The sequence below is a fragment of the Streptomyces sp. NPDC004539 genome (genome assembly GCF_040610055.1).
GTDB lineage: Bacteria > Actinomycetota > Actinomycetes > Streptomycetales > Streptomycetaceae > Streptomyces.
On record NZ_JBEXLS010000004.1, the window covers coordinates 196,144 to 221,193 of the forward strand.

23 protein-coding genes are annotated in these 25,050 nt (G+C 70.4%); 13 read left to right on the top strand and 10 right to left on the bottom strand.

The features are described 5' to 3' along the window. Positions 1–15 precede the first annotated feature (15 nt). The 3 genes from ABZX85_RS10350 (at position 16) to ABZX85_RS10360 (ending at position 3,562) form a co-directional block, all read left to right on the top strand. Positions 16–1,482 carry a hypothetical protein gene (locus ABZX85_RS10350; RefSeq protein ID WP_355864582.1) on the top strand — a complete coding sequence of 489 codons (1,467 nt, stop codon included), beginning with the start codon at positions 16–18 and terminating at the stop codon, positions 1,480–1,482. Then, positions 1,482–3,044 (top strand): hypothetical protein, encoded by a 1,563-nt coding sequence (locus ABZX85_RS10355; RefSeq protein WP_355864584.1) that lies wholly within the window; start codon positions 1,482–1,484, stop codon positions 3,042–3,044. Before ABZX85_RS10350 ends, ABZX85_RS10355 begins: the two co-directional genes overlap by 1 nt. A gap of 146 nt (positions 3,045–3,190) precedes the next feature. Further along, a complete protein-coding gene (locus ABZX85_RS10360; RefSeq protein ID WP_355864587.1) occupies positions 3,191–3,562 on the top strand; it encodes a hypothetical protein in 372 nt (123 codons plus the stop codon). Here the strand turns inward: ABZX85_RS10360 and ABZX85_RS10365 are convergent. Next, positions 3,542–3,907, bottom strand: a complete 366-nt coding sequence (locus ABZX85_RS10365) for a DUF6193 family natural product biosynthesis protein (protein WP_355864590.1) — start codon at positions 3,905–3,907, stop codon at positions 3,542–3,544. The genes ABZX85_RS10360 and ABZX85_RS10365 overlap by 21 nt on opposite strands. A gap of 83 nt (positions 3,908–3,990) precedes the next feature. On the opposite strand from ABZX85_RS10365, the gene ABZX85_RS10370 reads away from it, so the two are divergent. Together ABZX85_RS10370 and ABZX85_RS10375 are read left to right on the top strand one after the other, a co-directional pair. Next, positions 3,991–4,428: a hypothetical protein gene (locus ABZX85_RS10370; RefSeq protein ID WP_355864593.1), complete on the top strand. Its 438-nt coding sequence runs from the start codon at positions 3,991–3,993 to the stop codon at positions 4,426–4,428. A gap of 84 nt (positions 4,429–4,512) precedes the next feature. Then, the gene (locus tag ABZX85_RS10375) at positions 4,513–4,878 is read left to right on the top strand and encodes a VOC family protein (RefSeq protein WP_355864596.1); all 366 of its coding nucleotides are present in this window, start codon (positions 4,513–4,515) and stop codon (positions 4,876–4,878) included. On the opposite strand, the gene ABZX85_RS10380 is transcribed toward ABZX85_RS10375, so the two are convergent. Beyond that, a complete protein-coding gene (locus tag ABZX85_RS10380) occupies positions 4,853–5,044 on the bottom strand; it encodes a DUF397 domain-containing protein (protein ID WP_355864599.1) in 192 nt (63 codons plus the stop codon). The genes ABZX85_RS10375 and ABZX85_RS10380 overlap by 26 nt on opposite strands. Before the next feature lie 4 nt (positions 5,045–5,048). Next, the gene (locus ABZX85_RS10385) at positions 5,049–5,936 is read right to left on the bottom strand and encodes a helix-turn-helix transcriptional regulator (protein WP_355864602.1); all 888 of its coding nucleotides are present in this window, start codon (positions 5,934–5,936) and stop codon (positions 5,049–5,051) included. 158 nt (positions 5,937–6,094) lie between these two features. Between ABZX85_RS10385 and ABZX85_RS10390 the strand changes: the two genes are divergently transcribed. Beyond that, positions 6,095–6,499, top strand: coding sequence for an ATP-binding protein (locus ABZX85_RS10390; RefSeq protein WP_355864605.1), 405 nt, complete (start codon positions 6,095–6,097; stop codon positions 6,497–6,499). A 62-nt stretch (positions 6,500–6,561) separates the two neighbouring features. On the opposite strand, the gene ABZX85_RS10395 is transcribed toward ABZX85_RS10390, so the two are convergent. Next, positions 6,562–8,208 carry a M4 family metallopeptidase gene (locus ABZX85_RS10395; protein WP_355864608.1) on the bottom strand — a complete coding sequence of 549 codons (1,647 nt, stop codon included), beginning with the start codon at positions 8,206–8,208 and terminating at the stop codon, positions 6,562–6,564. A gap of 116 nt (positions 8,209–8,324) precedes the next feature. On the opposite strand from ABZX85_RS10395, the gene ABZX85_RS10400 reads away from it, so the two are divergent. From ABZX85_RS10400 to ABZX85_RS10410, 3 genes are all read left to right on the top strand, one after another. Beyond that, positions 8,325–8,759 carry a gamma-glutamylcyclotransferase family protein gene (locus tag ABZX85_RS10400; protein ID WP_355864611.1) on the top strand — a complete coding sequence of 145 codons (435 nt, stop codon included), beginning with the start codon at positions 8,325–8,327 and terminating at the stop codon, positions 8,757–8,759. Between the two features lie 215 nt (positions 8,760–8,974). Next, positions 8,975–9,496, top strand: coding sequence for a hypothetical protein (locus tag ABZX85_RS10405; RefSeq protein ID WP_355864614.1), 522 nt, complete (start codon positions 8,975–8,977; stop codon positions 9,494–9,496). A 115-nt stretch (positions 9,497–9,611) separates the two neighbouring features. Next, on the top strand, positions 9,612–10,229 hold the full coding sequence (locus ABZX85_RS10410) for a class F sortase (protein ID WP_355864617.1): 618 nt from the start codon (positions 9,612–9,614) through the stop codon (positions 10,227–10,229). A gap of 36 nt (positions 10,230–10,265) precedes the next feature. Here the strand turns inward: ABZX85_RS10410 and ABZX85_RS10415 are convergent, their stop codons facing one another. Further along, positions 10,266–11,048 carry a sulfite exporter TauE/SafE family protein gene (locus ABZX85_RS10415; protein WP_355864620.1) on the bottom strand — a complete coding sequence of 261 codons (783 nt, stop codon included), beginning with the start codon at positions 11,046–11,048 and terminating at the stop codon, positions 10,266–10,268. A gap of 260 nt (positions 11,049–11,308) precedes the next feature. Between ABZX85_RS10415 and nirB the strand changes: the two genes are divergently transcribed. Together nirB and nirD are read left to right on the top strand one after the other, a co-directional pair. Beyond that, a complete protein-coding gene (nirB, locus tag ABZX85_RS10420) occupies positions 11,309–13,897 on the top strand; it encodes a nitrite reductase large subunit NirB (protein ID WP_355864623.1) in 2,589 nt (862 codons plus the stop codon). Beyond that, complete coding sequence (gene nirD / locus ABZX85_RS10425) at positions 13,894–14,265, top strand: nitrite reductase small subunit NirD (RefSeq protein ID WP_355864625.1); 372 nt, start codon at positions 13,894–13,896, stop codon at positions 14,263–14,265. Before nirB ends, nirD begins: the two co-directional genes overlap by 4 nt. 1 nt (position 14,266) lies before the next feature. On the opposite strand, the gene ABZX85_RS10430 is transcribed toward nirD, so the two are convergent. Together ABZX85_RS10430 and ABZX85_RS10435 are read right to left on the bottom strand one after the other, a co-directional pair. Then, complete coding sequence (locus ABZX85_RS10430; protein WP_355864628.1) at positions 14,267–15,739, bottom strand: HAMP domain-containing sensor histidine kinase; 1,473 nt, start codon at positions 15,737–15,739, stop codon at positions 14,267–14,269. Then, positions 15,736–16,590 (bottom strand): winged helix-turn-helix domain-containing protein, encoded by an 855-nt coding sequence (locus tag ABZX85_RS10435; protein WP_355864631.1) that lies wholly within the window; start codon positions 16,588–16,590, stop codon positions 15,736–15,738. Before ABZX85_RS10435 ends, ABZX85_RS10430 begins: the two co-directional genes overlap by 4 nt. A gap of 267 nt (positions 16,591–16,857) precedes the next feature. Here ABZX85_RS10435 and ABZX85_RS10440 point away from each other — a divergent pair, with 267 nt between their 5' ends. Together ABZX85_RS10440 and ABZX85_RS10445 are read left to right on the top strand one after the other, a co-directional pair. Continuing rightward, positions 16,858–17,463, top strand: coding sequence for a carbonic anhydrase (locus tag ABZX85_RS10440; RefSeq protein WP_355864634.1), 606 nt, complete (start codon positions 16,858–16,860; stop codon positions 17,461–17,463). Further along, positions 17,460–19,478 carry a SulP family inorganic anion transporter gene (locus ABZX85_RS10445; protein ID WP_355864637.1) on the top strand — a complete coding sequence of 673 codons (2,019 nt, stop codon included), beginning with the start codon at positions 17,460–17,462 and terminating at the stop codon, positions 19,476–19,478. The genes ABZX85_RS10440 and ABZX85_RS10445 overlap by 4 nt, the downstream gene beginning before the upstream one ends. Positions 19,479–19,485: 7 nt before the next feature. On the opposite strand, the gene ABZX85_RS10450 is transcribed toward ABZX85_RS10445, so the two are convergent. From ABZX85_RS10450 to ABZX85_RS10460, 3 genes are all read right to left on the bottom strand, one after another. Next, positions 19,486–20,406 (bottom strand): oxidoreductase, encoded by a 921-nt coding sequence (locus tag ABZX85_RS10450; protein ID WP_355864640.1) that lies wholly within the window; start codon positions 20,404–20,406, stop codon positions 19,486–19,488. A 219-nt stretch (positions 20,407–20,625) separates the two neighbouring features. Beyond that, a complete protein-coding gene (gene ppdK / locus ABZX85_RS10455; protein WP_355864643.1) occupies positions 20,626–23,346 on the bottom strand; it encodes a pyruvate, phosphate dikinase in 2,721 nt (906 codons plus the stop codon). Positions 23,347–23,722: 376 nt separating this feature from the next. Beyond that, positions 23,723–24,943, bottom strand: coding sequence for an ROK family protein (locus ABZX85_RS10460; RefSeq protein ID WP_355864646.1), 1,221 nt, complete (start codon positions 24,941–24,943; stop codon positions 23,723–23,725). Positions 24,944–25,050 lie beyond the last annotated feature (107 nt).

Here is a 25,050-nt window from a genome sequence, read left to right on the forward strand (position 1 = left end):
AAGGACGGAAACGTCATGGCGTACAGACTGGCGGACCTCGGCAACCTCTTCCGTAACCAGCTCTACGCGATCCTGACCGGCGGGGACGGCACGGTGCCGCCGGCGAGGGACTCGTTCATCACGTGGTGCATGCCCGGACTGCCGTACGAACCGGCCGACTTCAGGTTCGCGGCGGAGGGCATCGCGTCCGGGAGCAATGTGGCGGAGCAGCGGCTCCTGCTCCAACAGGCGTACAACTTCGCCTCGTTGATCGACTACATCCCGGACGTCACGTCCGCGTACTCCACCGACCGGCAGGAGGGGGTGTGGCGCAACGCGAGCGGGGCGCGGCTCAGTGAGATCTACGGGCAGATCCTCAAGTTCTCGCTGGTGATCGACGACCAGCTCACGGAGGAGCAGCAGAAGCGGCTCGACAAGATGCGGGGGCTGCTGCGGGTCACCAAGACGGTGAAGGACATCATCACCGACGAGGAGACGCAGGTCACCGAGGACAGCCCGATGCAGAAGGCGTACAAGGCCGGGATGCAGGCGTACCGGCAGGCCGCGCTGCTGTACAACGCGAAGCTGACGGCCGCGCAGACCGCGACCGGCGAGGCGGGCATGCAGGCGGTCGCCGACTGGTCCAACAACGCGGAGCTGTACCGGATGCAGGTCGCCGCCGCGATGGACGACTGGACGACGGGCGGCTACAAGAACGAAGTCGAGAAGATCAACGCGTACATCGACCAGACCACCGAGAAGTCGATGCTGTTGTGGAAGCGCAATCTGGAGAACTTCTACGACCTGGGCACGCTCACCGGCGCGTCCGGTCCGGGCCAGCGGTTCTACTACACGACCGTCGTCCCCGGTGACTTCGCGACGTCGGACGGCTGGACCGAGTACACCGTCTACCACAGCCAGGTCGACTCCCATCAGCACACCGAGAACACGTCGTGGTCGGCGGGCGGGGGTTTCGGCTTCGGGTTCTGGAGCGCGAGCGCCGGGGTGTCCTCCAACTCGACGCAGTACGACTCCAGTTACGCGGTGGACGACTTCGCGATGTCGTTCAAGCTCGCGCAGGTCCAGATCGTACGGCCGTGGTTCTACCCGGAGTTCCTGGAGAATCGCGGCTGGGACCTGCGCAAGGGGCACGGCTGGAACTACGACCAGATGCCGTCGGACGGCGGCGCCCCGCCGCAGGGCCGGTTCATCGGCTACCCCCTCCAGGCGCTGTTCGTGAAGGACGTGTCGATCCGCTCCGCGTCGTTCGCCTCCGCCCTGCACGCCTACTCCAGTTCGTTCTCGGCGAGCGCCAGCGTCGGCTTCGGGCCGTTCCGCGCACGGGGCAGCTACAGCCACCAAGAATCTGACCGGCGCTACCACTTCGAGAGCGACGGCTCGACGATCACCATCCCCGGCATGCAGATCATCGGCTTCGTCAACCACCTGCTGGGCAAGACGCCGAACCTCCTCGACGGCATCGACCCCGGGTCTCTGGTCTGATGCCCGAGCCGGGCGTGACGGCCGCGTCCCCCGTGGACGCGGCCTCGATGTACGGCCTGGGCATCCACTTCTGGCACCTGCTCTCGGACGCGGACCACCTCGTGTCGCTGCCGGTGACCCCCTTGGTCTACCAGGACGCCGAGTTCCGCTTCGAGGGCGCCCTGGACGCCCGCCGGGCCGGCGTGTTCGCCGAGTTCGCGGAACTGACGAACCGCATCCCGACCCACCCCGTCTGGAACCCGCCGGCGACGACCCATCTGTGGGACGTGTACGGCGAGGTCCTGGCCGCCGATCTGGCGCGCAGCGCGCTGACGCCGGACGAACGGGCGCGCTACGACGAGGCGTTGGCGTATCTGTACGACCCGGACCCGGCGACGGGCACCCCCGTCCCCTCCCCGGAGCTGCGCGCGTACCGCTCGATGCGGCAGGCGTGGCTCGACGCGGACACGGAGTACCACCGGGCCGAGAACGCGGCGGCGTTGTCGTCCGATCAGGCGGTGCGGGACCGGTGGACGCGGGTCGACGAGCCGCGGCTGCGACAGGCCCGGGACGACGCGGTCGACGCGTGGCAGACGGTGGGCCACAAGGCGGAGGTCGACGACGCGTTGCGCGAGTCGTCCGAACTGGCCGCCAAGTCCCCCTCCGGGGTGTGGAAACGCCACCGGGACACCTTCAACCCGAGCCTTCCGAGCCAGTTCTCCACGTCCCCCAACGGCCTTCGCTACGCGCCGACTTACTACTCCCCCGGCGGCGCGCTCGACACGCCCTGGACCTCGGTGACCATGGGCCGGGAGCTGTTCCTGACGCTGGCCGAGGGGGCGCCGAAGGCGTTCGGGGCGGCGCTGGGGAGCCGGGCGACCGACGACTCCTTCTCCTCCCTGTCCTTCGAGTACCGCGTGGTGTCCGTGATGCGGCCGTGGCTGGACCCGCCGATGGAGCTGTTCGGGTCACGGGCGTGGCGATTCTCGCCGGGCGTACGGGAGTTGAGCGACGGGGCGCTCCCTCCTCAGGGCCGCTGCACGTCCTACGTGGAGTCGCTCGCGCTCGCCCGGAAGATCCGGCTCACCCGGGAGGCCCACCAGTACACGGCGTTCGCCTCGGGGGAGAACAACTTCACGCCGATGACGACGTGCGAGTGGGACACCGGGCGCCTTCAGGTCACGATGGACATCGCCGACCATCGCTGGGAGTGGTCCGACACCGATGCCGCCGGCACCCTGACCCCCGGCCACCCCCGCAGCGGGCTCGCCGCCCTCGGCCACGTCGACTACGACTCCCTCGACGGCCACGCCCTCGACGTCCTCCCCTACGCCCACTCCCCCGTCCCCGGCGGCCAGTTGACCGACGGCTCGGTCTTCGCCGTCCGCACACCCAAGCGCAAGCTGATCAAAGTCCAGGTCATCACCTACGGGCCGACCCTCTCCTTCCGCTATCAGGAGTACGAGATGACGTCCTCGGCGGCCTGGGCTTCGGAGACCGAGGAGGACGACGTGTTCATCGCCGGGTTCGTCTGCCGCCGGCTGCCCAAGTCCCCCGATCCCGACGGAAGTCTGGGGTGGTGAGGGCGGTGGGTGACTGGCTGTTGCTGGGGGCGGAGACGGTGTACGCCGTACGGCTGGGGACAGCGGGGCCCCGGACGATAGCCCGAATCCGACCGACGTCGGATCTGTACCGGACGGCTCGCGAACTGTACGGAACCTCAGCGGAGTTGACATTCCGAGTAGGCGAAACATCCCCCTACACCGGCGAGTTGTTCCTCGGCCGCATCGACATCGACGCGGAGTCCCTGGGCCACATGACCGTCGACCTCCACCGAATCCTCCACCATCAGCCCACCCCCCTCCCCGACCTCCGCTACCTCCTCTTCGGCGCCGACCAACTCTTCCTGTGGCACACGTCCAAGTCCTTCGCGCAAGGGCTGCGGGTGCGGTTCTCGGGGTGGGAGAGTCCGGTGCTGGGGGTGGACGAGGTGGTGCAGGTGGAGGCGGACGAGAGGTTGTCACCAGGCCGCCAAGTCACTGCGATGGGGGCGGAGTTGATGGTGGTGGCGGAGGTGTATCTACAGGTCGGGCGGGAATGAGGTTTCGAACTCCTCGGGCAAGTGGCTCACCGCGAGAGCGGCGGCCTCCGCAAGTGTCGCGGGTTGCCCGACAGGGCCGACGACGCCAGGAACGTAGACCACGAACGGTGGTCCGCCATACAGGATGCGGGGGAACTTTTCGCCACCGGGCTCACCCAACGACTCCCGGCCCCGCAGGAAGTGGAGCGCACCGTGGCTCGGGAAGGGGTAGAGCACCCGCAAGCGCGGCTCCGCGTGGGCGGCTTGGGCAATGGGGGCCAGTTCGTCGTCTGAAGCGCCGCGAGTCGATGGCTTGCGCTCCAACAGCCAGCGCCAGGCGGTCTCGGTGTCGGGGGCTTCGGCCATGGGGTTCATCCTCGGAGCCTCCGGAAGCGGTACGCAAGCGAAATGGGTGCGACGGGGCCGGGTGGAGGCGACAGACTGCGGGGATGGCTACCGAAGTGAACGGGATGGTTGAGTGCAGGCCCTTGGCGCGGGTATGGGGGGAAGAGGATGAGGATGTGGTGTGGTGGGGGGCGGTGGATCTGTTTTTGCTCAACTCCGGTAATGCGTATGACGCGTTGGCGTGTCTGTTCGGGGTTCGGAATTCGTTCGGGTTTCGGCCGTTGGCCGAGGGGAGGGGGTTGCCAGGGGATGTTTCGGAGGGGGTGCGGGAGCAGTACTACGGGGAGGCGTACGGGGCGACGTGGATCAGTTGGGCGGAGTTGGAGGGGGTGGACTGGGAGGAGAGGAATGTGTCCGGGGAGTTGAGTCGGGGGGAGGTTGCGGGGGTGGGGACGCATTGGGGGCCCGTGTGGGAGGTGATGCGGGTGTTGGGCGGGGTGCACGGGAGTGCGCATGTGCGGTTGGTCGTGTGGTTCTGCTGAGGTTGCCGGAAAACTTGACGGTGGGTGTCAGGTATTGCGCGGAAGCTTCAGTCGTTCAGTCGGAGCGACCAAGGAGTGAGCGCCATGTCGGACTCGATCAGCTTTATCGTCTACGTCAGCGATGCGCCTGAAGCGGCGCGGTTCTACGGGGACCTGCTTCAGCTCAAGCCGGCTTTCGAGACGCCTCGGTACATCACCTTCGACCTCGGCGGCGGTACGTCCCTCGCGGTGTGGAGTGGGGAAGGGGAGCGGGTGAGCCCGGAGTTGGCCCGGACCAGTGAGGTCTGCCTGTCGTTGTCCGGCGGGGCGGAGGCCATCGACCGGCGGTTCGAGGAGTGGGTGGGGAAGGGGGTCCGCGTGGTGAGTGAGCCGCGCGACGAGGTGTTCGGGCGGACGTTCGTCGTCGCGGACCCGGACGGCAATCTCATTCGCGTGGCGCCGGTCGACTGAGGGCCGCGCTGCTCACGAAGGCCGTCCAAGTGGCCGGGGTGAGGCGGAGGTTGGGGCCGGTGGGGGACTTCGAGTCGCGGACGGCGATGAGGGCGGGAACATTGGTGGCGACCTCGACGCAGGTCCCGTCCTCATGGCTGTAACTGGACTTGCGGTACTCGAACATGGACTCACAGTTCCTTACGCAGCTGGTCGATCAGTGACACCGACTCTCGCTCACCAAGCGAGTGTACGGCGATCTTCTCGAACAAAGCATCGTAGGCGGCTGCGTCTTCGCCTCCCTCCATCCAGCGCTTGCTGAAGGGGGCATCCATGTAGACGACGTCCATGGCACCGGGTTCGGCGAACGAGACGACGGTGAACGGGCCGTTCAGCCCCTGGTGCGTCCCGCCGTTCAAGGGAAAGACCTTCAGGCTGACGTTCGGCAACTCGGCCGCCCGCAGCAACTCTTCGAGTTGTCCCTTGGCCGTCGCCGCCCCGCCGGGGATGTTGAGGAGCGTCGCTTCGTAGATGACCGCCCGCAGCGTCAGCAGCGGTTCTTCACGCAGACGACGCTGGCGGGCGATCCGCGACTCGACGAACTCCTCGTCCGACTGCGACTCCGTCGTCACCATGGACAGCGGAGCCCGCCTCATCGCCCGCACGTAGTCCGGGGTTTGGAGCAGCCCCGGCAGGTAGCCCGGCTCCCACGACCTGATGGCCGTGGCGACACTCTCCAGCGCGACGTACTCCTGAAGGATGCCGGACATGGAGTGGTGGTCCCACCAGCCCTTCGCCTTGCGGCGCTCCCGGTCGACCCGCGCCAACTCCAGCAGCCCGCCCACGACTCCGATGTCCCGCACCCCGTACAGCTCACACAACGCCCGGATGTCCGGGTCCCGGATCGGCACCCAACCACCCTCCATCTTCGCCACCTTGGCGGCCGACGACGTGAGCACCCGGCCCGCATCGCCCTGCGTGAGCCCCGCCGCCGTGCGGAGTTTGAGGAGTTCGCCGCCAAGTCGGCGCCCCAGGACGCTGGTTGTGCTGTTTCCCTGCCGGGCCTGACCCTGAGTCACTTGCCTGCTCCTTAGCGTACGTGCGCCGCCAGTCTGGCGGGCCGGGACGCCACTGGCAAACACGATCGGTTGAATTAATCCGGGATTCGCTTGAAGCGGCGATACACAACCCACTACCTTGCGTCGCGTACCAGTCACGCAAGCGTGGAGGTCTCCGCATGACCGCGCCCACCGAACCCCTGCATCACGACCGCGTCGAATACACCCCCCTCCCCCAGAACGTCACCCGCGCCCGCCACCGCGCCCAGCGCCTCATCCGCCTCTGGGGTCACCCCGAACTCGCCGAGAAAACCGCCCTCTTGGTCTCCGAGCTCGGCGGCAACGCCGTCTTCCACGGCACCCTCCGAGGCCGCCTCTTCCGCGTCGAACTCTTCCTAACGGAGAAAGCCCTCCGCATCGAAGTCACCGACGCGAGGGGCGAGTTGCTGCCGACGCCCCGCACCGCCGCGCCCGAGGAGTGTTTCGGCCGGGGCCTGCTGATCGTCGAGGAGACCTCTGACCGGTGGGGAGTCAGCGAGCTGATCGTCGGCAAGACGGTGTGGTGCGAGCTGGACACGGCGTGAGGGACGAGAACGGCCGCCTGGGCAACTCCAGTGCCCAGGCGGCCGTTTCGCGAAGCGAACCGCTAGTTGACGTTCACCGCGCTCCACGTCGCCGCCACCGCGTTGTACTCGGCGCTGCCGGTGCCGTAGAGATCCCGGGCGGCGTTCAGCGTCGCCGTCCGCGCGCCCGCGTAGTTCGTGGAGGACGTCATGTAGACGGTGAGCGCGCGGTACCAGATCGCGCCCAGTTTCGCCCGCCCGATGCCGGTGAGGGTGGAGCTGTTGTACGTGGGCGAGTTGTACGTCACCCCGTTGATGGTCTTCGTGCCGCTCCCCTCCGCCAGCAGGTACGCGAAGTGGTTGGCGACGCCGGAGGAGTAGTGGACGTCGAGCCCGCCGACCGAACTGCTCCAGTAGTCGGCGGAGTTGGCGTCACGGCTCGGCCGGTCCATGTAGCGCAGCGCGTCGCGGCCGAAGCCGGAGCGGACGATCTTCTCGCCGATCAGGTAGTCGCCCTGGTCGGAGGAGTTGGCGGCGTGGAACTCGACGAGCGTTCCGAAGATGTCGGAGGTCGCCTCGTTGAGGCCCCCGGACTCACCGGAGTACGTGAGGTTCGCCGTCTTGGAGGTGACGCCGTGGGACATCTCGTGGCCCGCGACGTCGAGGGAGACCAGCGGGCCGAGCTGTGTGCCGTCGCCGTCGCCGTAGGTCATGCAGAAGCAACTGTCGTCCCAGAAGGCGTTGTTGTAGCCGTTGCCGTAGTGGACGCGGTTGTAGGAGCCGACGCCGTCGTTGCCGATGCCGTTACGGCCGTGGACGTTCTTGTAGTAGTCCCAGGTGACGTCGGTGCCGTACTGGGCGTCGACGGCGGCGGTCGCGCGGCTGGCCGTCGTCCCCGTACCCCAGTGGTTGTCGGCGTCGGTGAAGAGCGTCGCGGGGGCGCGGACGATGCAGATTCCGAAGATGCAGAGGTCGGTCTTGTTCTCGGCGTCGCCGGTGTAGGTGTTGCCCCGGGTCGGGTCCTTGAGCTGGTATGTCGTACCGGAGAGGGTCGTCTCCAGCGGGACCGTACCCCCGTAGAGGGACTGGCCGTCACCGGTGACCGTCTCGATCGCGTCCCAGGCGTCGATCTGGGCCCCGGTCCGCGCGTCGGTGACGACGGTCCGGGCGACGGGGTTGCCCTGCGGGTCCAGACCCACGGCGTCGGTCTTCCAGGCGAGCTTCGGGGCGCCGTGGAGGGCGTCGACGACGAGCTGGGGCTTGGCCTTCACCTGGGAGACCTTGGCGCCGAGGTGGGCGGCGCGCAGGGCGTTGACCGCGTTGTCGGCGGCCTCGGGCGCGGGTACGGCCGGGGTGATGGTCGCCAGCGCGATGGCCTGTCTGCTCGCGCGGTCGGCGTTGCGGTAGGCGCCGTCGGGGGCGAGGTGGACCACGAAGTCGCCGCCCAGCACGGGGAGTTGACGGTAGGTGCGGTCGTAACGGACGTGCTGTGCACCGTCCTTGTCGACGATCACGTCCCGGACGCTCGTCCCCTGCGCGGAGTTGAGTCCGAGACTCGCGGCGCGGTCGGCCACGGCGCTCGCCGCGTTGTCGATCGCCTGCGCGCGGGTGGGCCGGTCGGCCGCGTCGGCGACGGGGCTGAGGACCGCGGCCATGAGGGTGGCGGTGGTCGCGGCTATGCCGGCCGCGGCGAGACGGGAACCTCGGACGTGGTGCCGTAGAGGGCTCATCGGTCTCCTCGGGGGCGCGTAGTGGGGTTGGCGCTGGGGTCGACAGCGATTTATAGGCGCCCCGACTTGTCATGTCCATAGCGCGCTCACAGAGGCGGCCGGGAGAGAATCCCCTCGTGACCCCCGCGCCCCTCCCCTTCTTCGTGTACGGCACCCTCCGCCCCGGCGAGGCCAACCACGCCCTCTTCCTGTCCGGCCGCACCCTCACCGAGGAGCCCGCCCGTCTGACCGGCGCGGCGCTGTACGACGGCCCGGGATACCCGTACGCCGTGGAGGCGCCCGGCGGTCTCGTGCACGGCGACCTCGTCACCGTCCGGCCCGAGTACTACGCCGCCGTCCTCACCGAGCTGGACCTCCTGGAGGAATACCGGGCGGACGACCCGGACAGCCCGTACCTGAGGGTTACCCGGGAGGTCGTACGGGAGCGTGACTCTCAGGCCGTACGGGTCTGGGTCTATCTCGCGAGCCCGCGCCTCTCCCACCGCCTGCGCGCCGGCGGCGACCTCATACCTGAGGGGGACTGGCTCGGCCCGCGCACACCACGGCGCTGATCTGACGGCGTGTCGGTCACCCGTTCACACCTCCCCGGAAAGGTTTTCCCCACCCACTCCCCCACACCCCGTATGACCTGCTGAAACAACAGCAACACCGCCTCCTCCCCGCCACCCGTTCATCCCCTTTCTGACGCCCTCTCAGGAAGCGCTCCCGCCGTGCTGCCTCTTACCTCAAGAAGGCAGAGGCACGACCGAGGCTCGGAGGAGCACCGATGCGACGTACCGTCCGGCTGCTGACCGGCACCGCGCTCGCCGTGGCCGCCGCGAGCGGGGCCGCGGCGCCCGCGTACGGCGGGGACGGCGGGAGCCTGGAGGTGTACCCGTCGACCGCCGCGCCGGGCGCGCAGGTCACCGTCAACACCACCGCGTGCGGTGACGGCGGGACGGCCGCCGGGGACGCGAGCGCGGTCGGCGCCGGGCGGTTCACGCTCGCTCCGTCGACCCACGAGGGCGACGCCATCGGGCAGTTCAAGGTGCCGCCGAGCGCGCAGCCGGGGACGTACGAGATCGTCGCGGAGTGCGCCGAGGGCGGGAAGAAGGTCACCGGGGATCTCGTGGTGATGCTCGCCAGTGCCCGGCAGCCGGCGCACCCCAGGGGGAGCGTGAAGACGGGGGTCGGCGGTGCCCTGGGCCCCGACCCCGTGCAGACCGCGGCCGGCGTGGCGGCACTCGCCGTCGCCGCCGCGGGCGGTACCTGGCTCCTGCATCGCCGGGCGAGAGGCGACGGGATCTGACGGGCACCCTCCGCTGCCCGTCCTCCGGTACCGCACACCCCTCCCCTCCGGGTCCGACGCCCCTCGTGGCCCGGAGGGGGTACGGGGACCAGTCGAGGCGAGAGGGGAACGTCGTATGCCCAGGGTCGGCAACACCGCGATAGCGGCGGTCACCGTCACCGCGCTCTGCTCGGGCGCCTGGCTGCTGCACAACGGCGCCGGGGAACACGCCCCGCCCCAGCCGTCCGCCGCGCAGGCCCGCACCGCCGCCGTCGACCCCCGCTCGGCCCCCGCGCTGCCGCCCTCGCCCCCGGACCGCATCCGCATCCCGTCCCTCCGCGTGGACGCGCCCCTGATGGGCCTCGGGCTCACCCCCTACGGGAGCCTGGACGTCCCGCCCGCCGAGCGGAAGAACCTCGCGGGCTGGTACGAGGCCGGCACCACCCCCGGCGAGCGGGGCACCGCCGTCGTCGCGGGCCATGTCGACAACGCCGAGGGACCCGCGGTCTTCTACTCCCTCGGCGCGCTCCGCAAGGGCGCCGCCATCGAGGTCCAGCGCCGGGACGGCTCCGTCGCCGTCTTCTCCGTGGACGCCGTCGAGGTCTTCCGGGCGAACGCCTTCCCCGACGAGAAGGTGTACGGGGCCGCCGACCGGCCCGAGCTCCGGGTGATCACCTGCGGGGGCTCCTACTCAAGGGCTACGGGTTATCAGGGGAACGTGGTGGTGTTCGCGCACCTCACCGGGACCCGGTGATACCCGTAGTACCTCGGAGCCACGCCCCCCTCGGTCTCACGCCACCCACTGCTCCCACGCCATGTTCGTCACCAGCGCGAACACCACCACCAGCAGCACGAGCCGCACGAACCCGCTCCCCTTCTTCAGCGCGGTGCGCGCCCCCACCGTCCCGCCGACGAGGTTGAACACCGCGAGGAGGGCCGCGAGCTGCCAGATGACGGCGCCCTGCCAGGCGAAGGTCGCGAGCGCGCCCGCGTTGGTGCAGCAGTTGACGATCTTGGCGGTGGCGGAGGCGGTCACGAGGTCGAGGTGGAGGACCGCGGTGAGGGTGAGGACGAGGAAGGTGCCGGTGCCGGGGCCGACGAGACCGTCGTAGAAACCGATGCCCACACCGGCCAGGCCGATCGCCGCCAGGACGCGGCGGGGGCCCGCCGGGCCGGTCGCGGGGGCCGTGCCGAAGGCGGGGCGGGCGATGACGAACGCCCCGACCGTGACCAGGACGACCATGATGACCGGCTTGAGGACCTCGGTGCTCATCCCGGCCGCCAGGAACGCGCCCCCGGAGGAGCCGAGGAGGGCCGCGAGGCCGATGCGGACGGCGAGCCGGACGTCCACCCGGGTCTTGCGGACGTAGGTGACGGCCGCGCCCGAGGTGCCGACGATCGCGATCGCCTTGTTGGTGCCGAGCGCGTGCGCGGCCGGGGTGCCCGCGGGGAGGCCGAGGAGGAGCGCGGGGAGCAGGAGGAGGCCGCCGCCGCCCACCACCGCGTCGATCCAGCCCGCCGCCAGCGCGGCCAGGCAGAGCAGAAGCAGGGTGGTCAGGGGTATGTCGGGCATGATCGGGAGCCTAAGGAGCGGATGCGTGCAGAGTCCATCGATATGAGCGGCTCCTGAGGTTGGCCCCCGTAGTACCTGGGGTTCGCCCCGTAGTACCTGAGGACCACCGGGAGAGGGCCCGCCGCCCCCTCCCCACGACCTCACACCCCGCCGCCGCCCCCGCTGAGGGCAGCGTTCCCGGTGGGAAACAGACGTGATGCGGTCGGGAAACCTCCACGCCGCAGTCTCGACGGCATGACCTCGAACGACGGAGGCTCCTGATGCCCACGGACACCCCCACGATCGTGCTTGTCGGCCATGGCATGGTCGGCCAGCGCTTCCTCGAAGCGCTCGCCGCGCGCGGCCTGACCGCCACGCACCGCGTGGTCGTGCTGTGCGAGGAGCCGCGTCCGGCGTACGACCGCGTACAGCTCACCTCGTACTTCTCGGGCACCACCCCCGAGGAACTCTCCATGACCGACATGGAGTTCATCGCCGAGCACGGCATCGAGCTGCACATCGGCGACCCGGCGGAGACCGTCGACCGCGAGACGCGGACGGTGACGGCCCGCTCGGGGCTGCGCGTCGAGTACGACACCCTCGTCCTCGCCACCGGCTCCTACCCGTTCGTGCCGCCCGTGCCCGGCAAGGACGCGGCCGGCTGCTTCGTGTACCGGACCATCGACGACCTCCTCGCGATCGAGGAGTACGCGAAGGCGCGGGCGACGGTCGGCGCGGTCGTCGGCGGCGGGCTGCTCGGCCTGGAGGCGGCCGGCGCGCTCCAGGGCCTCGGACTCACCACGCACATCGTGGAGTTCGCGCCCCGGCTGATGCCGGTGCAGGTCGACGAGGGCGGTGGCGCGGCGCTGCTGCGGACCATCGAGGACATGGGCCTGAGCGTCCACACCGGGACCGGCACGCAGGAGATCGTCACCGGCGCGGACGGCGCGGTCACCGGGATGAAGCTGTCGGACGGCTCCGAAGTCGCCACGGATCTCGTGGTGTTCAGCGCCGGGGTCCGCCCGCGCGACCAACTCGCCCGGGACTGCGGGCTGTCGGTGGGTGAGCGCGGCGGCATCGCGGTCGACGAGCAGTGCCGTACGGTCACCGACCCGGCCGTGTTCGCGATCGGCGAGTGCGCGCTCGCGGCGGACGGCCGGGTGTACGGGCTCGTCGCGCCCGGCTACGAGCAGGCGGAGACGGTCGCCGCGACCATCGCCGAGGACGAATCCGCCTTCCTGGGCGCGGACTTGTCGACGAAGCTGAAGCTGCTCGGCGTGGACGTCGCGTCCTTCGGCGACGCGCACGGCACGGCCGAGGACTGCCTGGAGGTCGTCTACTCGGACGCCCGCTCCGGCCTCTACAAGAAGTTGGTGATCGCCCGGGACGGCACGCTGCTCGGCGGCATCCTGATCGGCGACGCGGAGGCGTACGGCACGCTGCGCGCGTTCACCGGCTCGGTCCCGCCGGTCTCCGCCGAGTCCCTCGTCCTGCCCGCCGGTTCGAGCGGCGGCGCCCAGCTCGGGCCGTCGGCGCTGCCGGACGAGGCGGTGATCTGCTCCTGCAACAACGTCACCAAGGGCGCGATCCGCGGCGCGGTCACCGAGCACGCGTGCACGACCGTGCCCGAGGTGAAGAAGTGCACCAAGGCCGGTACCAGTTGCGGCAGTTGCGTGAAGGTGCTGGGCCAGCTCGTCACCGCCGAGCTGGAGGCGAGCGGCGTCGAGGTCGACAAGGGGCTGTGCGGCTGCTTCGGGCAGACCCGCGAGGAGCTGTACGAGATCGTCCTCGCCCTGCGCATCAACACCTACCGTGAACTCCTCGACCGCTACGGCCGCGACGGCGCCAAGGGCGGTGACGGCTGCGAGGTGTGCAAGCCGGCCGTCGGCTCGATCATCGCCTCGCTCGCCCCGGTGATCGGCGCGAGCGTCTACATCCTCGACGGCGAACAGGCGTCCCTCCAGGACTCCAACGACCACTTCCTCGCCAACATCCAGAAGAACGGCTCCTATTCGATCGTCCCGCGCATCCCCGGCGGCGAGATCACCCCGGAGAAGCTCATCGTGATCGGCGAGGTGGCCCGCGACTTCGGCCTCTACACGAAGATCACCGGCGGCCAGCGCATCGACCTCTTCGGCGCCCGCGTCGAACAACTGCCGCTGATCTGGGCCCGGTTGGTGGACGCCGGTTTCGAGTCGGGGCACGCGTACGGCAAGGCGCTGCGGACCGTGAAGTCCTGTGTCGGGCAGACCTGGTGCCGCTACGGCGTCCAGGACTCGGTGCGGATGGCGATCGACCTGGAGCTGCGCTACCGGGGTCTGAGGTCGCCGCACAAGCTGAAGTCGGCGGTGTCGGGCTGCGCCCGGGAGTGCGCGGAGGCCCAGTCGAAGGACTTCGGCATCATCGCGACGTCGGGCGGCTGGAACCTGTACGTCGGCGGCAACGGCGGCGCCACCCCGCGCCACGCGGACCTGCTCGCGCAGGACCTGAACGACGCCGAACTCGTCCGGCTCATCGACCGGTTCCTGATGTTCTACATCCGCACAGCCGACCGGCTGGAGCGCACCTCGACCTGGCTGGAGCGGATACCGGGCGGCCTCGACCACGTCCGGGACGTGGTGGTCGAGGACTCCCTCGGCATCTGCGAGGAGCTGGAGTCGCTGATGGCGGCGCACGTCGCGAACTACCGCGACGAGTGGGCGGAGACCATCAACAACCCGGAGAAACTGGCCCGGTTCGTGTCGTTCGTGAACGCGCCGGACACCCCCGACCCGGTCGTCGGCTTCGTCCCGGAGCGCGAACAGATCAAGCCCGACCTGCCCCTGCTGTCGATCGGCATGCGCCCCATGGAAGGAAGTGCCCAGCGATGACCCTGGCACCCGAGACGACCGACCTGAAGGTGCAAGTCGGCCTGGGCGGCGAATGGCTGACGGTCTGTGACCTCACCTCGCTGCTCCCGGGCCGGGGCGTCGCCGCCCTCCTCCCGGACGGCCGTCAGGTCGCCCTCTTCCAGGACCGCGACGGCGCGTTGTACGCCGTCGACAACCGGGACCCCTTCAGCGGGGCGGGAGTTCTCTCCCGCGGCCTCACCGGCACCCACCAGGGCCGCCCGTTCGTCGCCTCCCCGCTGCTGAAGCAGCGCTTCGACCTGGCGAGCGGCGAGTGCCTGGACGACGGCGACGTACGCATCGCCACCTACGAGGTCCGCCTCGGCTCGACCAGCCCCGTCTCCGGCTGAACTAGCCCTGCCCGCGCGCCGCCTGGAGTTCTCTTCCCGGGCGGTGCGCCGGTTTGGCCGGGGCCATCGCGGGGAGCCGGACGAAGGCGTCCAGGCCGCCCAGCGGGGCCATGCGCAGGAGGGCCTCGCCGCCGCTCGCGTGGGCCAGGCGCTGGACGAGGGCGAGGCCGAGGCCGGTGCCGCCCTTGGGGGCGCCGGGGGCCCGCCAGAACCGGTCGAAGGCGCGGCGGCGCTGCTCCTCGGTCATGCCCGGGCCCTCGTCCAGGACGTGGAGTTCCACGAACGGCTGGGTGAACTGGCGGGCGGTGAACCGGCGTTCGTGCTGCGCGGTGCGCCGGACCTCGATGAAGACGGTGGTACCGGCGGGCGACACGCGCAGGGCGTTGGAGAGGAAGTTGTCGAGGATCTGCTCGACCGCGCCGGGCACCGCGCTCACCACGCCGACGGGGTCCCCGGCAAGCGCCAGCCGCACGCCCTGCCGCTCGTACAACGGAGCCCAGGCGTGGTGCCGTTCGGCGCGCACGGCGTCCAGGTCGACGCCTTCGCGTTCGACGGCCTTCTCGTCCAGCCGGGCCATCGCGAGGAGCCCCTCGACCATCCGGGCGAGCCGGTCGGTCTCCGTCATCGCCGCGCCGAGGCTGCCGCGCGCCTGGAGCGCGATGTGGCTCTCCAGGTTCTCAAGTCGCAGGCGCAGCGCGGCCAGTGGCGTCTTCAGCTGGTGCGACGCCTCGCCCGCGAAGGCCCGCTGGGAGGACAGGAGGTGTTCGAGGCGGGCGGCGGTCTGGTTGAACGTGGCGGCCAGGCTGCGGACTTCGGGCGGCCCGTCGGTGATCGCCACCGGGGCCGCGGTGCCGCTGCTCGCCAACTCACGCGTCGCCCGCTCCAGTTCGCGGATCGGGCGGCCCGTCCAGCTGGCGATGGCGAAGCCGACGACGGCCACCGCGGCGAGCACGGCGACACCGCCCGCGAGGAGCAGCAGCCAGACGTGGTGGACACGTTCGTGGACCATCCGGGTGGGGACCGTGATCCGGACGGCGCCCTGGGCCTCGGCGCCGTGCCGGATGGGGGCGGAGGCGGCGAGGTACTGGACGCCGCCGATGGTGGAGGTCCGGACGTCGGCCGTCGCCGCGCCCTTGAGGGCGGCGGCGATGCCCGGCCAGCCCGCGAGGTCGTGCGCCTCGGTGCCGGTGAGGGGGTGGGAGGAGGCGAGGAGGGTGCCGTCCGTGTCGACGATCAGGACCTTGCCGCCGATGCGGGCCGCGCAGTGCGCCGCGCGGGCGGGAAGTTCCTGGGCCGCGTTGCCCATCGCGATGGAGAGCGAGGCGTAGGCGGAGACGGACTCGGCCTCGTCCTTGGCGAGGTTCACGACCCGTTCGCGCTCCGCCCCCGAGTACACGTATCCCAGGGGGATTTCGAGGCAGAGCAGGACCAGCGCGGCGAGCGTGAGGTAGCTGAGCACGAGGCGGCGGGTCACCGGGCCGCCGTCCAGTCGTAGGCGGGTGCGGGGGCGGGGGCCTGCGGCTGGGGCCGGGTCTGCACGGCGAGCCGGAAGCCGACGCCGCGCAGGGTCTGTATCCACGCCGGGTTGCCCAACTTCCGGCGCAGGGTGGCGACATGGACGTCCAGCGTCTTGGTCGGGCCCTGGTAGTGCGGGTCCCAGACCCGGTCCAGGATCTGCTGCCGCGAGTAGACCGCGCCCGGGTCCTCGGTGAGCAGCGCCAGGAGGTCGAACTCCTTCGGGGTGAGGACGACAGTGTCGTCACCGACCCACACCTGCCGGGTCCGCCGGTCGACCACCAACGGGCCGGTGAAGGGCGGAGGTTGGGGCACGGACTCGGCAAGGGGAGCGGGAGGACTGTAAGGAACCGTGGGGGTCACGGGGGCATAAGGGGGTTCGGGGACATAGGGGGCCGCGGGAGCCGTGGGATAAGCCTCATGCGTCACGAACTCCCCTCCCCCGCTGACCCGTTGGGACCGCCGGGTGACCGCGCGCACCCGCGCCACCAACTCCCGCATGCTGAACGGCTTCGCGAGATAGTCATCCGCCCCCAGTTCGAGGCCGAGGACCCGGTCGGCCTCCTCGCCGCGCGCGCTGAGGATGATGATGGGGACCTCCGAGGCGCTGCGGATGCCCCGGCAGACGTCGATGCCGTCGATGTCCGGCAGCCCCAGGTCGAGCAGGACGACATCGCCGTACGGCCCCCTGAGCCCCTCGCCGCCGGTACTGACGTGCTGCACCGTCAGACCGAAGTGGCCGAGACCCTCGACGAGCGGTTCGGCGATCGTGTGGTCGTCCTCGATGAGCAGGACTCGTACGCCACCCATGCGTTTCCGTCTCTTCCGTCTCTTCCATTCGATGGATTCGACACGGTACAAGGGGCGCGATAATTCGTCGCCCTGTTCCGCGAAATTGTGAGCAGCGACTCAGAGACTCGGCGCACCTACCACTCACCCGCGCCAAGAAATGTCCGGCAACTGTCTTCGATTTAGTGTTCCTCTAACCTTCCGCTGGCCCACGCTCCTCTAACGTTCTGGAACACACACCTCTGACCTGCGGATCTTCTCCGCAGTACGCGTCCACCGGGAGGAAACGTGCAGGCTTTTCTGGACCGTGCGCGGTCGTTCGAGCGGCGGGTCGGCTTCGAGAGCGGCGAATATCGGAAACTGGCCGACGGGCAAAGTCCGGAGGTCTTGTTCATCACCTGCTCGGACTCGCGCGTGATACCCGCGCTCATCACCGGAGCACGCCCCGGCGAGATATTCGAGCTGCGCAACGCGGGGAATATCGTTCCGCCGCACGACAAACAGGGCCCTTCTGGTGAGGCCGCCACCATCGAGTACGCGCTGGAGGTGCTCGGCGTTCAGGACGTCGTCGTCTGCGGTCACTCGCACTGCGGGGCGATGGGGGCGATCACCTCGGGCGACGACCTGTCCACGCTGCCCGGGGTCGCGGCCTGGCTCGGTCTCGCCCGGCCGGGGCTCGCGCCCGCGCTGGAGGCCGTGCCGAGCCGACCGTCGCTGCCGGACGTCACCCAGCTGAACGTCGTCAACCAGCTCGCGGAGCTGGGGAGTTACCCGGTGGCGCGGCGGCGGGTGGACGAGGGGCGGCTGCGGCTGCACGGCTGGTACTACGAGGTGCACACCGGGAAGGTGCACGAGCTGGACACCGACGGGGCGTTCCGGGTGCACGCGGCATGAGCGGGACGCACGCGGCGAAGGTGGGCCGGGGCCGAAGTCGCTTCCAGGGCACGGGAGTCGACGGGGCGCCGCCCGCCTGGGGACCGCCGATGCCGCCGGCGCCGTCCGCACCGCCCACGGCGTCCGGAACGGCGAAGCCGTCCAAGGGGCCGAAGAGTGACATCGGCACCGAGATCACCGCCTCGCTCGTGGTCTTCCTCGTCGCCCTCCCCCTGTGCATCGGCGTCGCCGTCGCCTCGGGCGTCCCCGCCGAACTGGGCATCATCTCGGGGGTGATCGGCGGACTGGTGGTGGGCGCCGCCCGGGGTTCGACGCTCCAAGTCAGCGGCCCCGCCGCCGGGTTGGCGGCGCTCGTCGCGGAGACCGTGCTGGAGCACGGAGTCGCCATGCTCGGCGTGATCGTCCTCTTCTCCGGGCTGCTCCAAATCGTGCTGGGGCTCGTGCGGTTGGGGCGGTTCTTCCAGGCGATCTCGCTCGCGATCATCCAGGGCATGCTGGCCGGGATCGGGCTGCCGCTGATGTTCAGCCAGGCGTATCCGATGATGGACGCGAAGGCGCCGGGCACGCCGATCGAGAACATGGCCGGTATCCCGGGGCTGCTCGCGGACACCTTCGCGAACCCGCAGGCGCTGATCGCGGCCGGGCTCGGCATCGTCACCGTCGTCCTCAGCTTCCTGTGGAAGAAGGCGCCGGGGCCGGTCAAGAAGGTGCCGGCCGCGCTGGTCGCCGTGGGGATCGGGATCGCGGTCGCGGCGCTGCCCGGCGTGGAGGTGCGGACGCTCCAGGTCGGCAACCTGCTCGCCTCGATCGACGTGCCGGGACCCGAGCAGTTCGCGGGGCTCGCGGACGCCGGGATCATCACCGCGATCCTCACGTTCACGGTCATCGCCTCCGCCGAGTCCCTGTTCACGGCCGCCGCGGTGGACCGGATGCACGACGGGCCGCGTACCCGCTACAACCCCGAGCTGATCGCGCAGGGCGCGGGCAACACGGCCGCCGGGCTGCTGGGCGCGCTGCCCATCACCGCTGTCGTGGCCCGGAGTTCGGCGAACGTGCAGGCCGGGGCGAAGACGCGGCTGTCCCGAGTCCTGCACGGGGTCTGGCTGTTGGCGTTCGCGCTGCTGCTTCCGCAGGTGCTCGCGCTGATCCCGATCTCGGTCCTCGCGGGTGTACTGGTGCACAGCGGCTGGAAGTTGTTCGCGCCCGAGGAGTTCCCGAAGATGTGGCGGCAGGACCGCGGGGAGTTCGCGGTCATGACGATCACGACGCTCGTGATCGTCGCGACGGCCCTGCTCGAAGGGGTGCTGATCGGGCTCGCCGCCGGGATCGTGCTGGCCGCGCTGCGGATGTCGCGGACCGTGATCCGGCGGCACGAGGAGGAGGACACGGCGAAGGTCGTGATGGCCGGGAACGCGACGTTCCTGCGGCTGCCCGAGGTGATCGAGGCGCTGGAGGGGGCGGCGGAGGCGGGCAAGCCGCGCATCCGGCTGGACCTGACGGGGGTGACGCACCTCGACCACGCGTGCCGCAGCCAGGTGGAGGAGTTCGTGGCACAGCAGCGGGGCAAGGGGCTGCGGGTGGAGCTGCTGATGCCGAACGAGAAGCGGGAGAGCGGGCAGCGGGGAGCGGCCGAGGAGACGCGGGAGACCGGGCAGAAGCGGGAGAGCTGGGATTTCCCGGAGCCGGGCGCCGCGCAGACACCGCTGCCCCACCGGACCCCCGCCCCCGCCCCGGCGCCCGACGCCCCCTCCCCCACGGCCGAGTGGTTCTACCTCGACACGACCCCGATGCCGGAGGACTTCGCGGACCGGTACGCCGAGGAGTACGCGGGCCAGGGCTACGGGTCGTACGGGACACCCCGAGGGTCGTACGGGTCGGCCCAGGAGTCGTACGGGTCCCCTCAGGGGTCGTACGGGTACTACGGGTCCCCCGCCCCCAGCACCCCCGGCACCGGGACCGGGACCGGCACCGGCACCGGCCGCCAGGAGTCGTACGGGTACTACGCCGACCGGTGACCCCGGCTCACCCCGTCCGCAACCCCTCGTACACCACCCCCGTCATCCGCTCCGACACCTCCCACAGCCACTCCGCCACCCGGTCGTCCCGCGTCCGGGGGGCTCGCCACGAGGGGGCCGGGGCCCCGCGCCACATCGCGAAGGACGGGCCGGTGAAGGAGTCGGGGCGGACCGCGTCGGCGGTGGCCGCGTAGAGGATGGGGAGGACGCCGGTCTCCGGGGACTGGGCCATCGCGCGGTCGCCGAGTTCCATGAGGAGCCGGCTGCCGCGCCCGCCGACCCCCGCCGAGAGGCCGGTCGCCGCGTACCCGGGGTGCGCGGCGGCGGCCACGACCGGGGAACCGGCGTCGGCGAGGCGCCGGGCGAGGGCGTGGGTGAACAGGAGGTTCGCCGTCTTGGAGCGGGCGTACGCGGTCCAACGGTGGTAGCTGCGCAGGCCGTTGGGGTCGCGGAGGTCCACGTTGGACATGGCGTGCATCATGCTGGAGACGGTCACGATCCGGGCGCCGGGGTCGGCGTCGAGGAGCCGGGGCAGCAGGAGCCCGGTCAGCGCGAAGTGTCCGAGGTGATTGACGCCGAACTGGGTCTCGAAGCCGTCCGCGGTGGTGCCGTAGGGCACGGCCATCACGCCCGCGTTGTTGACGAGCAGGTCGACACGGTCGTACGGCAGGCGTTCCGCGAAGCGGTGGACGGAGCGCAGGTCGCCGAGGTCGAGGAGGCGGACCTCGACGTCCGCGCCCGGCGCCTCGCCCCGCAGCCGGTCGGCCGCCGCCTTCCCCCGGGTCTCGCTGCGGCACGCCAGTACGACGCACGCCCCCTTGCGGGCCAGCTCCCGCGCGGCGACGTACCCGAGGCCGCTGTTGGCCCCGGTGACGACCGCCACCCGGCCCTCCTGATCGGTGATCTCCCCCGCGCTCCAGCCGCCCATGGCCCGCCGCTCCCTCCTGAATGGTGACCTACCCACACTAGGAGGCACTCCGTCGGGGGAGCGTATGTAGGCAACACGGAAACGGCGGACACCGAAAGTATTACGGGTATCACGCAGGGAGGGCGGCACCCCCGCACAGGGTGCCGCCCCCTCCTGTGTACCGCGACCGCCGCCGATCGGTGAGGGTCGGGGACCGGCGGTGGTCGCGGGGACCGTGGGTCAGCGGTGGTCGCTGCCCTCCGACTGGGTCGCGGCCCGGCCGGCTTCGAGGCGGGCGACGGGGATGCGGAAGGGGGAGCAGGAGACGTAGTCGAGGCCGACCTCGTGGAAGAAGTGGACGGACTCGGGGTCGCCGCCGTGCTCGCCGCAGACGCCGAGCTTGAGGTCGGGGCGGGTGCGGCGGCCGGCCTCGGCGGCGGACCGGACGAGGGAGCCGACGCCGTCGCGGTCGATCGTCTCGAAGGGGGAGACCCCGAAGATGCCCTTCTCCAAGTAGGCGGTGAAGAAGGAGGCTTCGACGTCGTCGCGGCTGAACCCCCAGACGGTCTGGGTGAGGTCGTTGGTTCCGAAGCTGAAGAACTCGGCGGCCTCGGCGATCTGATCGGCCGTCAGGGCGGCGCGGGGCAGCTCGATCATCGTGCCGATGGACAGCTTGAGTTCAGTGCCGGTGGCCGCCTCGACCTCGGCGATGACCTGGTCGGCCTCCTCGCGGACGATCTCCAGCTCCTGGACGGTGCCGACGAGCGGGATCATGATCTCGGCGCGCGGGTCGCCCTTGGCCGCCTTGCGGGAGGCCGCGGCCTCGGCGATCGCCCGGACCTGCATGGTGAACAGGCCGGGGATGACAAGCCCGAGGCGTACGCCGCGCAGGCCCAGCATCGGGTTCTGCTCGTGCAGGCGGTGGACGGCCTGGAGGAGACGCAGGTCGTTCTCGTGCGGGTCCTTGCGGGACTCGGCGAGGGCGACACGGACCGACAACTCGGTGATGTCCGGCAGGAATTCGTGCAGCGGCGGGTCCAACAGGCGGACGGTTACCGGGAGTCCGTCCATCGCCTCGAACAGCTCGACGAAGTCCTTCTTCTGGAGCGGGAGCAGCTCCTTCAGGGACTCCTCGCGCTCGGTGTCGGTGTCGGCGAGGATCAGCCGCTCCACCAACTCCCGCCGGTCGCCGAGGAACATGTGCTCGGTGCGGCACAGCCCGATGCCCTGGGCGCCGAACCGCCGTGCGCGCAGGGCGTCTTCGGCGTTGTCGGCGTTGGCGCGCACCCGCAGCCGGCGCTTGCGGTCGGCGAACGCCATGATGCGGTGGACGGCTTCGACGAGTTCGTCGGCGTCGTCGGCGCCCGCGTGCATGCGCCCCTCGAAGTACTCGACGACCGGCGACGGCACGACGGGCACCTCCCCGAGGTAGACCTTGCCGGTGGAGCCGTCGATGGAGATGAGGTCGCCCTCCTCCACGACATGCCCGCCCGGTACGGTCATCCGGCGCCGCTTGGTGTCGACCTCCAGCTCCTCGGCGCCGCAGACACAGGTCTTGCCCATGCCGCGCGCGACGACGGCCGCGTGCGAGGTCTTGCCGCCCCGGCTGGTCAGGATGCCCTCGGCGGCGATCATGCCGTCGAGGTCGTCGGGGTTGGTCTCGCGGCGGACGAGGATGACCTTCTCGCCCGAGCGCGACCACTTGACGGCCGTGTACGAGTCGAAGACGGCCTTGCCGACGGCCGCGCCCGGCGAGGCGGCGATGCCCCGGCCGACCTGGTCGGCCTTGGCGTGCTCGTCGAAGCGGGGGAACATCAGCTGGGCCAACTGGGCGCCGGTGACGCGCTGGAGGGCCTCGGTCTCGTCGATCAGGCCCTGGTCGACGAGCTGGGTCGCGATCCGGAAGGCGGCACCGGCGGTGCGCTTGCCGACCCGGGTCTGGAGCATCCACAGCTGGCCGCGCTCGATGGTGAACTCGATGTCGCAGAGGTCCTTGTAGTGGTTCTCCAGCGTCTCCATGATCGCCATGAGGCGGTCGTAGGACGCCTTGTCGATCGTCTCCAGCTCCGCGAGGGGGACGGTATTACGGATACCGGCGACGACGTCCTCGCCCTGGGCGTTCTGGAGGTAGTCCCCGTAGACCCCCTGATGCCCGGAGGCGGGGTCGCGGGTGAAGGCGACGCCGGTGCCGGAGTCGGGGCCGAGGTTGCCGAAGACCATGGAACAGACGTTGACGGCGGTGCCGAGGTCGCCCGGGATGCGCTCCTGGCGGCGGTAGAGCTTGGCGCGGTCGGTGTTCCAGGAGTCGAAGACCGCCTGGATCGCGAGGTCCATCTGCTCGCGCGGGTCCTGCGGGAAGTCCCGGCCGGTCTCCCGCTTCACGATCTTCTTGAAGCCGGTGACCAGCTTCTTGAGGTCGGCGGCCTCCAGCTCGGTGTCGACCGTGACCTTCTTCGCGGCCTTGGCCTTCTCCAGCGCCTCCTCGAAGAGCTCGCCGTCGACGTCGAGGACGGTCTTGCCGAACATCTGGATGAGGCGGCGGTAGGAGTCCCAGGCGAAGCGGTCGCTGCCGGCCTGGGCGGCGAGGCCCTGGACGGACTTGTCGGAGAGGCCGATGTTGAGGACCGTGTCCATCATGCCGGGCATGGAGAACTTGGCGCCCGAACGGACCGACACCAGAAGGGGGTTGTCGGGCTGGCCGAGCTTCTTGCCCATGCGGGCCTCAAGGGCGTCGAGGTGGGCGCTGACCTCGTCACGCAGTGCCGCGGGTTCGGTGCCGGTCTCCAGGTAGACCTTGCACGCGTCGGTCGTGATGGTGAACCCGGGGGGTACGGGGAGCCCCAGGTTGGTCATCTCGGCGAGGTTCGCGCCCTTGCCACCGAGGAGGTCCTTGAGGTCCCTGTTTCCTTCGGTGAAGTCATAAACGAACTTCGCGGCCTGCGGTGTTTTGTTCTCCGACACAGTTCTCGACTCCTCAAGGACGCGGCGGCTGCCCTGACGACGAGGAACATACCCAGATCAAAGGCTTCTCGGGAGGTCCAGGCACGCGTCACATGCCTGTAACCCGCCGTGAACCACGGGATCGAAAGTAAAGCCGGGGCAATGAAATGACCCGCCATGTGTTCACTTCTTGAAGGCAGCCCCCTACCCTCGACCTAGCTTAGCGCTCATATGAGCGAGATTCCACACGTCTGATTTTGATCGATGAACGATCAAGGGGTGACACTGAGTGCCACCCCTTGAGGAAGTGCAACCACCCTTGATCCGCTCATGTGAGCGAAACCCCTATCAAGCGTGGCGAGAATCACTCACGAGAGGGGCCCCTCCGGGAGACCCCCTAGTACCCGAGAGCCAGCAACCGCTCCTCCACCCGCTCCGGCGCGTACAGGTGCTCCACCACCAGCGCCCCCGCCCCGACCAGCCCGGCCCGCTCCCCCAGCCGGGAGGTGACGACCTCCAGATGAGCGGTCGAGCGCGGCAGGGCCCGCTGGTAGAGCAGCTCGCGCACGCCCGTCAGGAACGGCGTGCCCGCGAGGTCCCCGGCGATCATCAGGACGCCCGGGTTGAGGAGGGTGACGACGGTGGCGAGGACGTCGCCGACCTGCCGCCCGGCCTCCCGCGCGAGCGCCGCCGCCTCCGGGTGCCCCGAGGCGAGCAGATCGCGCACGTCCGCCCCCGAGGCGGCCGGCACCCCGGCCTCCGCCAGCCGCCGGGCGACGGCTCCCCCGCTGGCGACGGCCGCGAGACAGCCGTACGACCCGCAGCGGCACAGCGCGTCGGCGCCCACCCGGATATGCCCGATGTCGCCCGCGCCGCCGTCGATGCCCCGGAAGATCGAGCCGCCGACGACGACGCCGGCGCCGATCCCGGTCGACACCTTGACCAGCACGAACGCCGAGCAGTCCGGGTGTGAGGCGCGCTGTTCGCCGTACGCCATGAGGTTGGCGTCGTTGTCGACGAGGACCGGGACGGGCGGGGCGCCGGTGCGGTCGGTGAAGGCGCGGGCGAGGCGGCCCCTTATGTCGTACCCGTCCCACCCGGGCATGATCGGCGGCTGGACGACGCGGCCGGTCTCCAGCTCGACGGGGCCGGGGACGGCGAGGCCGATCCCGCACACCTCGTCCGGCCGGTGGCCCGCCTTCTCCAGCAACTCCCCGAACCAGGCGCCGAGTTCACCGAGGACCTGCTCCGGGCCGTCCTCGATGACGAGGGTCCCGGAGTGCTCGGCGAGGATCTCCCCCGTGAGAGTGAGGACGGCCGCGCGGGCGTGCCGGGTCTCCAGGTCCGCCGTGAGGACCACGGCGTGCGCGTCGTCGAACTCCAGGGTGATGGAGGGCCTGCCTCCCAGGGGGGAGTCGACCGGTCCCCCGGCGCCCTCGCGCAGCCAGCCCGCCCGGAAGAGGCGGTCGAGCCGCAGGCCGACGGTGGCCCGGGAGAGCCCCGTCATCTGCTGGAGCGCGCCACGCGTCGTCGCCCGCCCGCTCCGTACGAGCCCGAGCAGCTCTCCGGCGCTCGCCTGACCCCGAACCTGACCCCGTGCGGACGTCCGACCGGTCATGCGCACCCCCTTGTGTTTCTCAAGCTTGCATTACATATTGAGTTTTGCGTGTTAAATAGACGTAACCCTACGGTAGCCACTACCGAACCGGCCGGTCAGCCATGTCG

Coding starts and splice junctions, on each gene's coding strand:
- ABZX85_RS10350 (WP_355864582.1), top strand. CDS start 16: ATGGCGTACAGACTGGCGGACCTCGGCAACCTCTTCCGTAACCAGCTC.
- ABZX85_RS10355 (WP_355864584.1), top strand. CDS start 1,482: ATGCCCGAGCCGGGCGTGACGGCCGCGTCCCCCGTGGACGCGGCCTCG.
- ABZX85_RS10365 (WP_355864590.1), bottom strand. CDS start 3,907: ATGGCCGAAGCCCCCGACACCGAGACCGCCTGGCGCTGGCTGTTGGAG.
- ABZX85_RS10370 (WP_355864593.1), top strand. CDS start 3,991: ATGGCTACCGAAGTGAACGGGATGGTTGAGTGCAGGCCCTTGGCGCGG.
- ABZX85_RS10375 (WP_355864596.1), top strand. CDS start 4,513: ATGTCGGACTCGATCAGCTTTATCGTCTACGTCAGCGATGCGCCTGAA.
- ABZX85_RS10380 (WP_355864599.1), bottom strand. CDS start 5,044: ATGTTCGAGTACCGCAAGTCCAGTTACAGCCATGAGGACGGGACCTGC.
- ABZX85_RS10390 (WP_355864605.1), top strand. CDS start 6,095: ATGACCGCGCCCACCGAACCCCTGCATCACGACCGCGTCGAATACACC.
- ABZX85_RS10395 (WP_355864608.1), bottom strand. CDS start 8,208: ATGAGCCCTCTACGGCACCACGTCCGAGGTTCCCGTCTCGCCGCGGCC.
- ABZX85_RS10405 (WP_355864614.1), top strand. CDS start 8,975: ATGCGACGTACCGTCCGGCTGCTGACCGGCACCGCGCTCGCCGTGGCC.
- ABZX85_RS10410 (WP_355864617.1), top strand. CDS start 9,612: ATGCCCAGGGTCGGCAACACCGCGATAGCGGCGGTCACCGTCACCGCG.
- ABZX85_RS10415 (WP_355864620.1), bottom strand. CDS start 11,048: ATGCCCGACATACCCCTGACCACCCTGCTTCTGCTCTGCCTGGCCGCG.
- nirB (WP_355864623.1), top strand. CDS start 11,309: ATGCCCACGGACACCCCCACGATCGTGCTTGTCGGCCATGGCATGGTC.
- nirD (WP_355864625.1), top strand. CDS start 13,894: ATGACCCTGGCACCCGAGACGACCGACCTGAAGGTGCAAGTCGGCCTG.
- ABZX85_RS10435 (WP_355864631.1), bottom strand. CDS start 16,590: ATGGGTGGCGTACGAGTCCTGCTCATCGAGGACGACCACACGATCGCC.
- ABZX85_RS10445 (WP_355864637.1), top strand. CDS start 17,460: ATGAGCGGGACGCACGCGGCGAAGGTGGGCCGGGGCCGAAGTCGCTTC.
- ABZX85_RS10450 (WP_355864640.1), bottom strand. CDS start 20,406: ATGGGCGGCTGGAGCGCGGGGGAGATCACCGATCAGGAGGGCCGGGTG.
- ABZX85_RS10460 (WP_355864646.1), bottom strand. CDS start 24,943: ATGACCGGTCGGACGTCCGCACGGGGTCAGGTTCGGGGTCAGGCGAGC.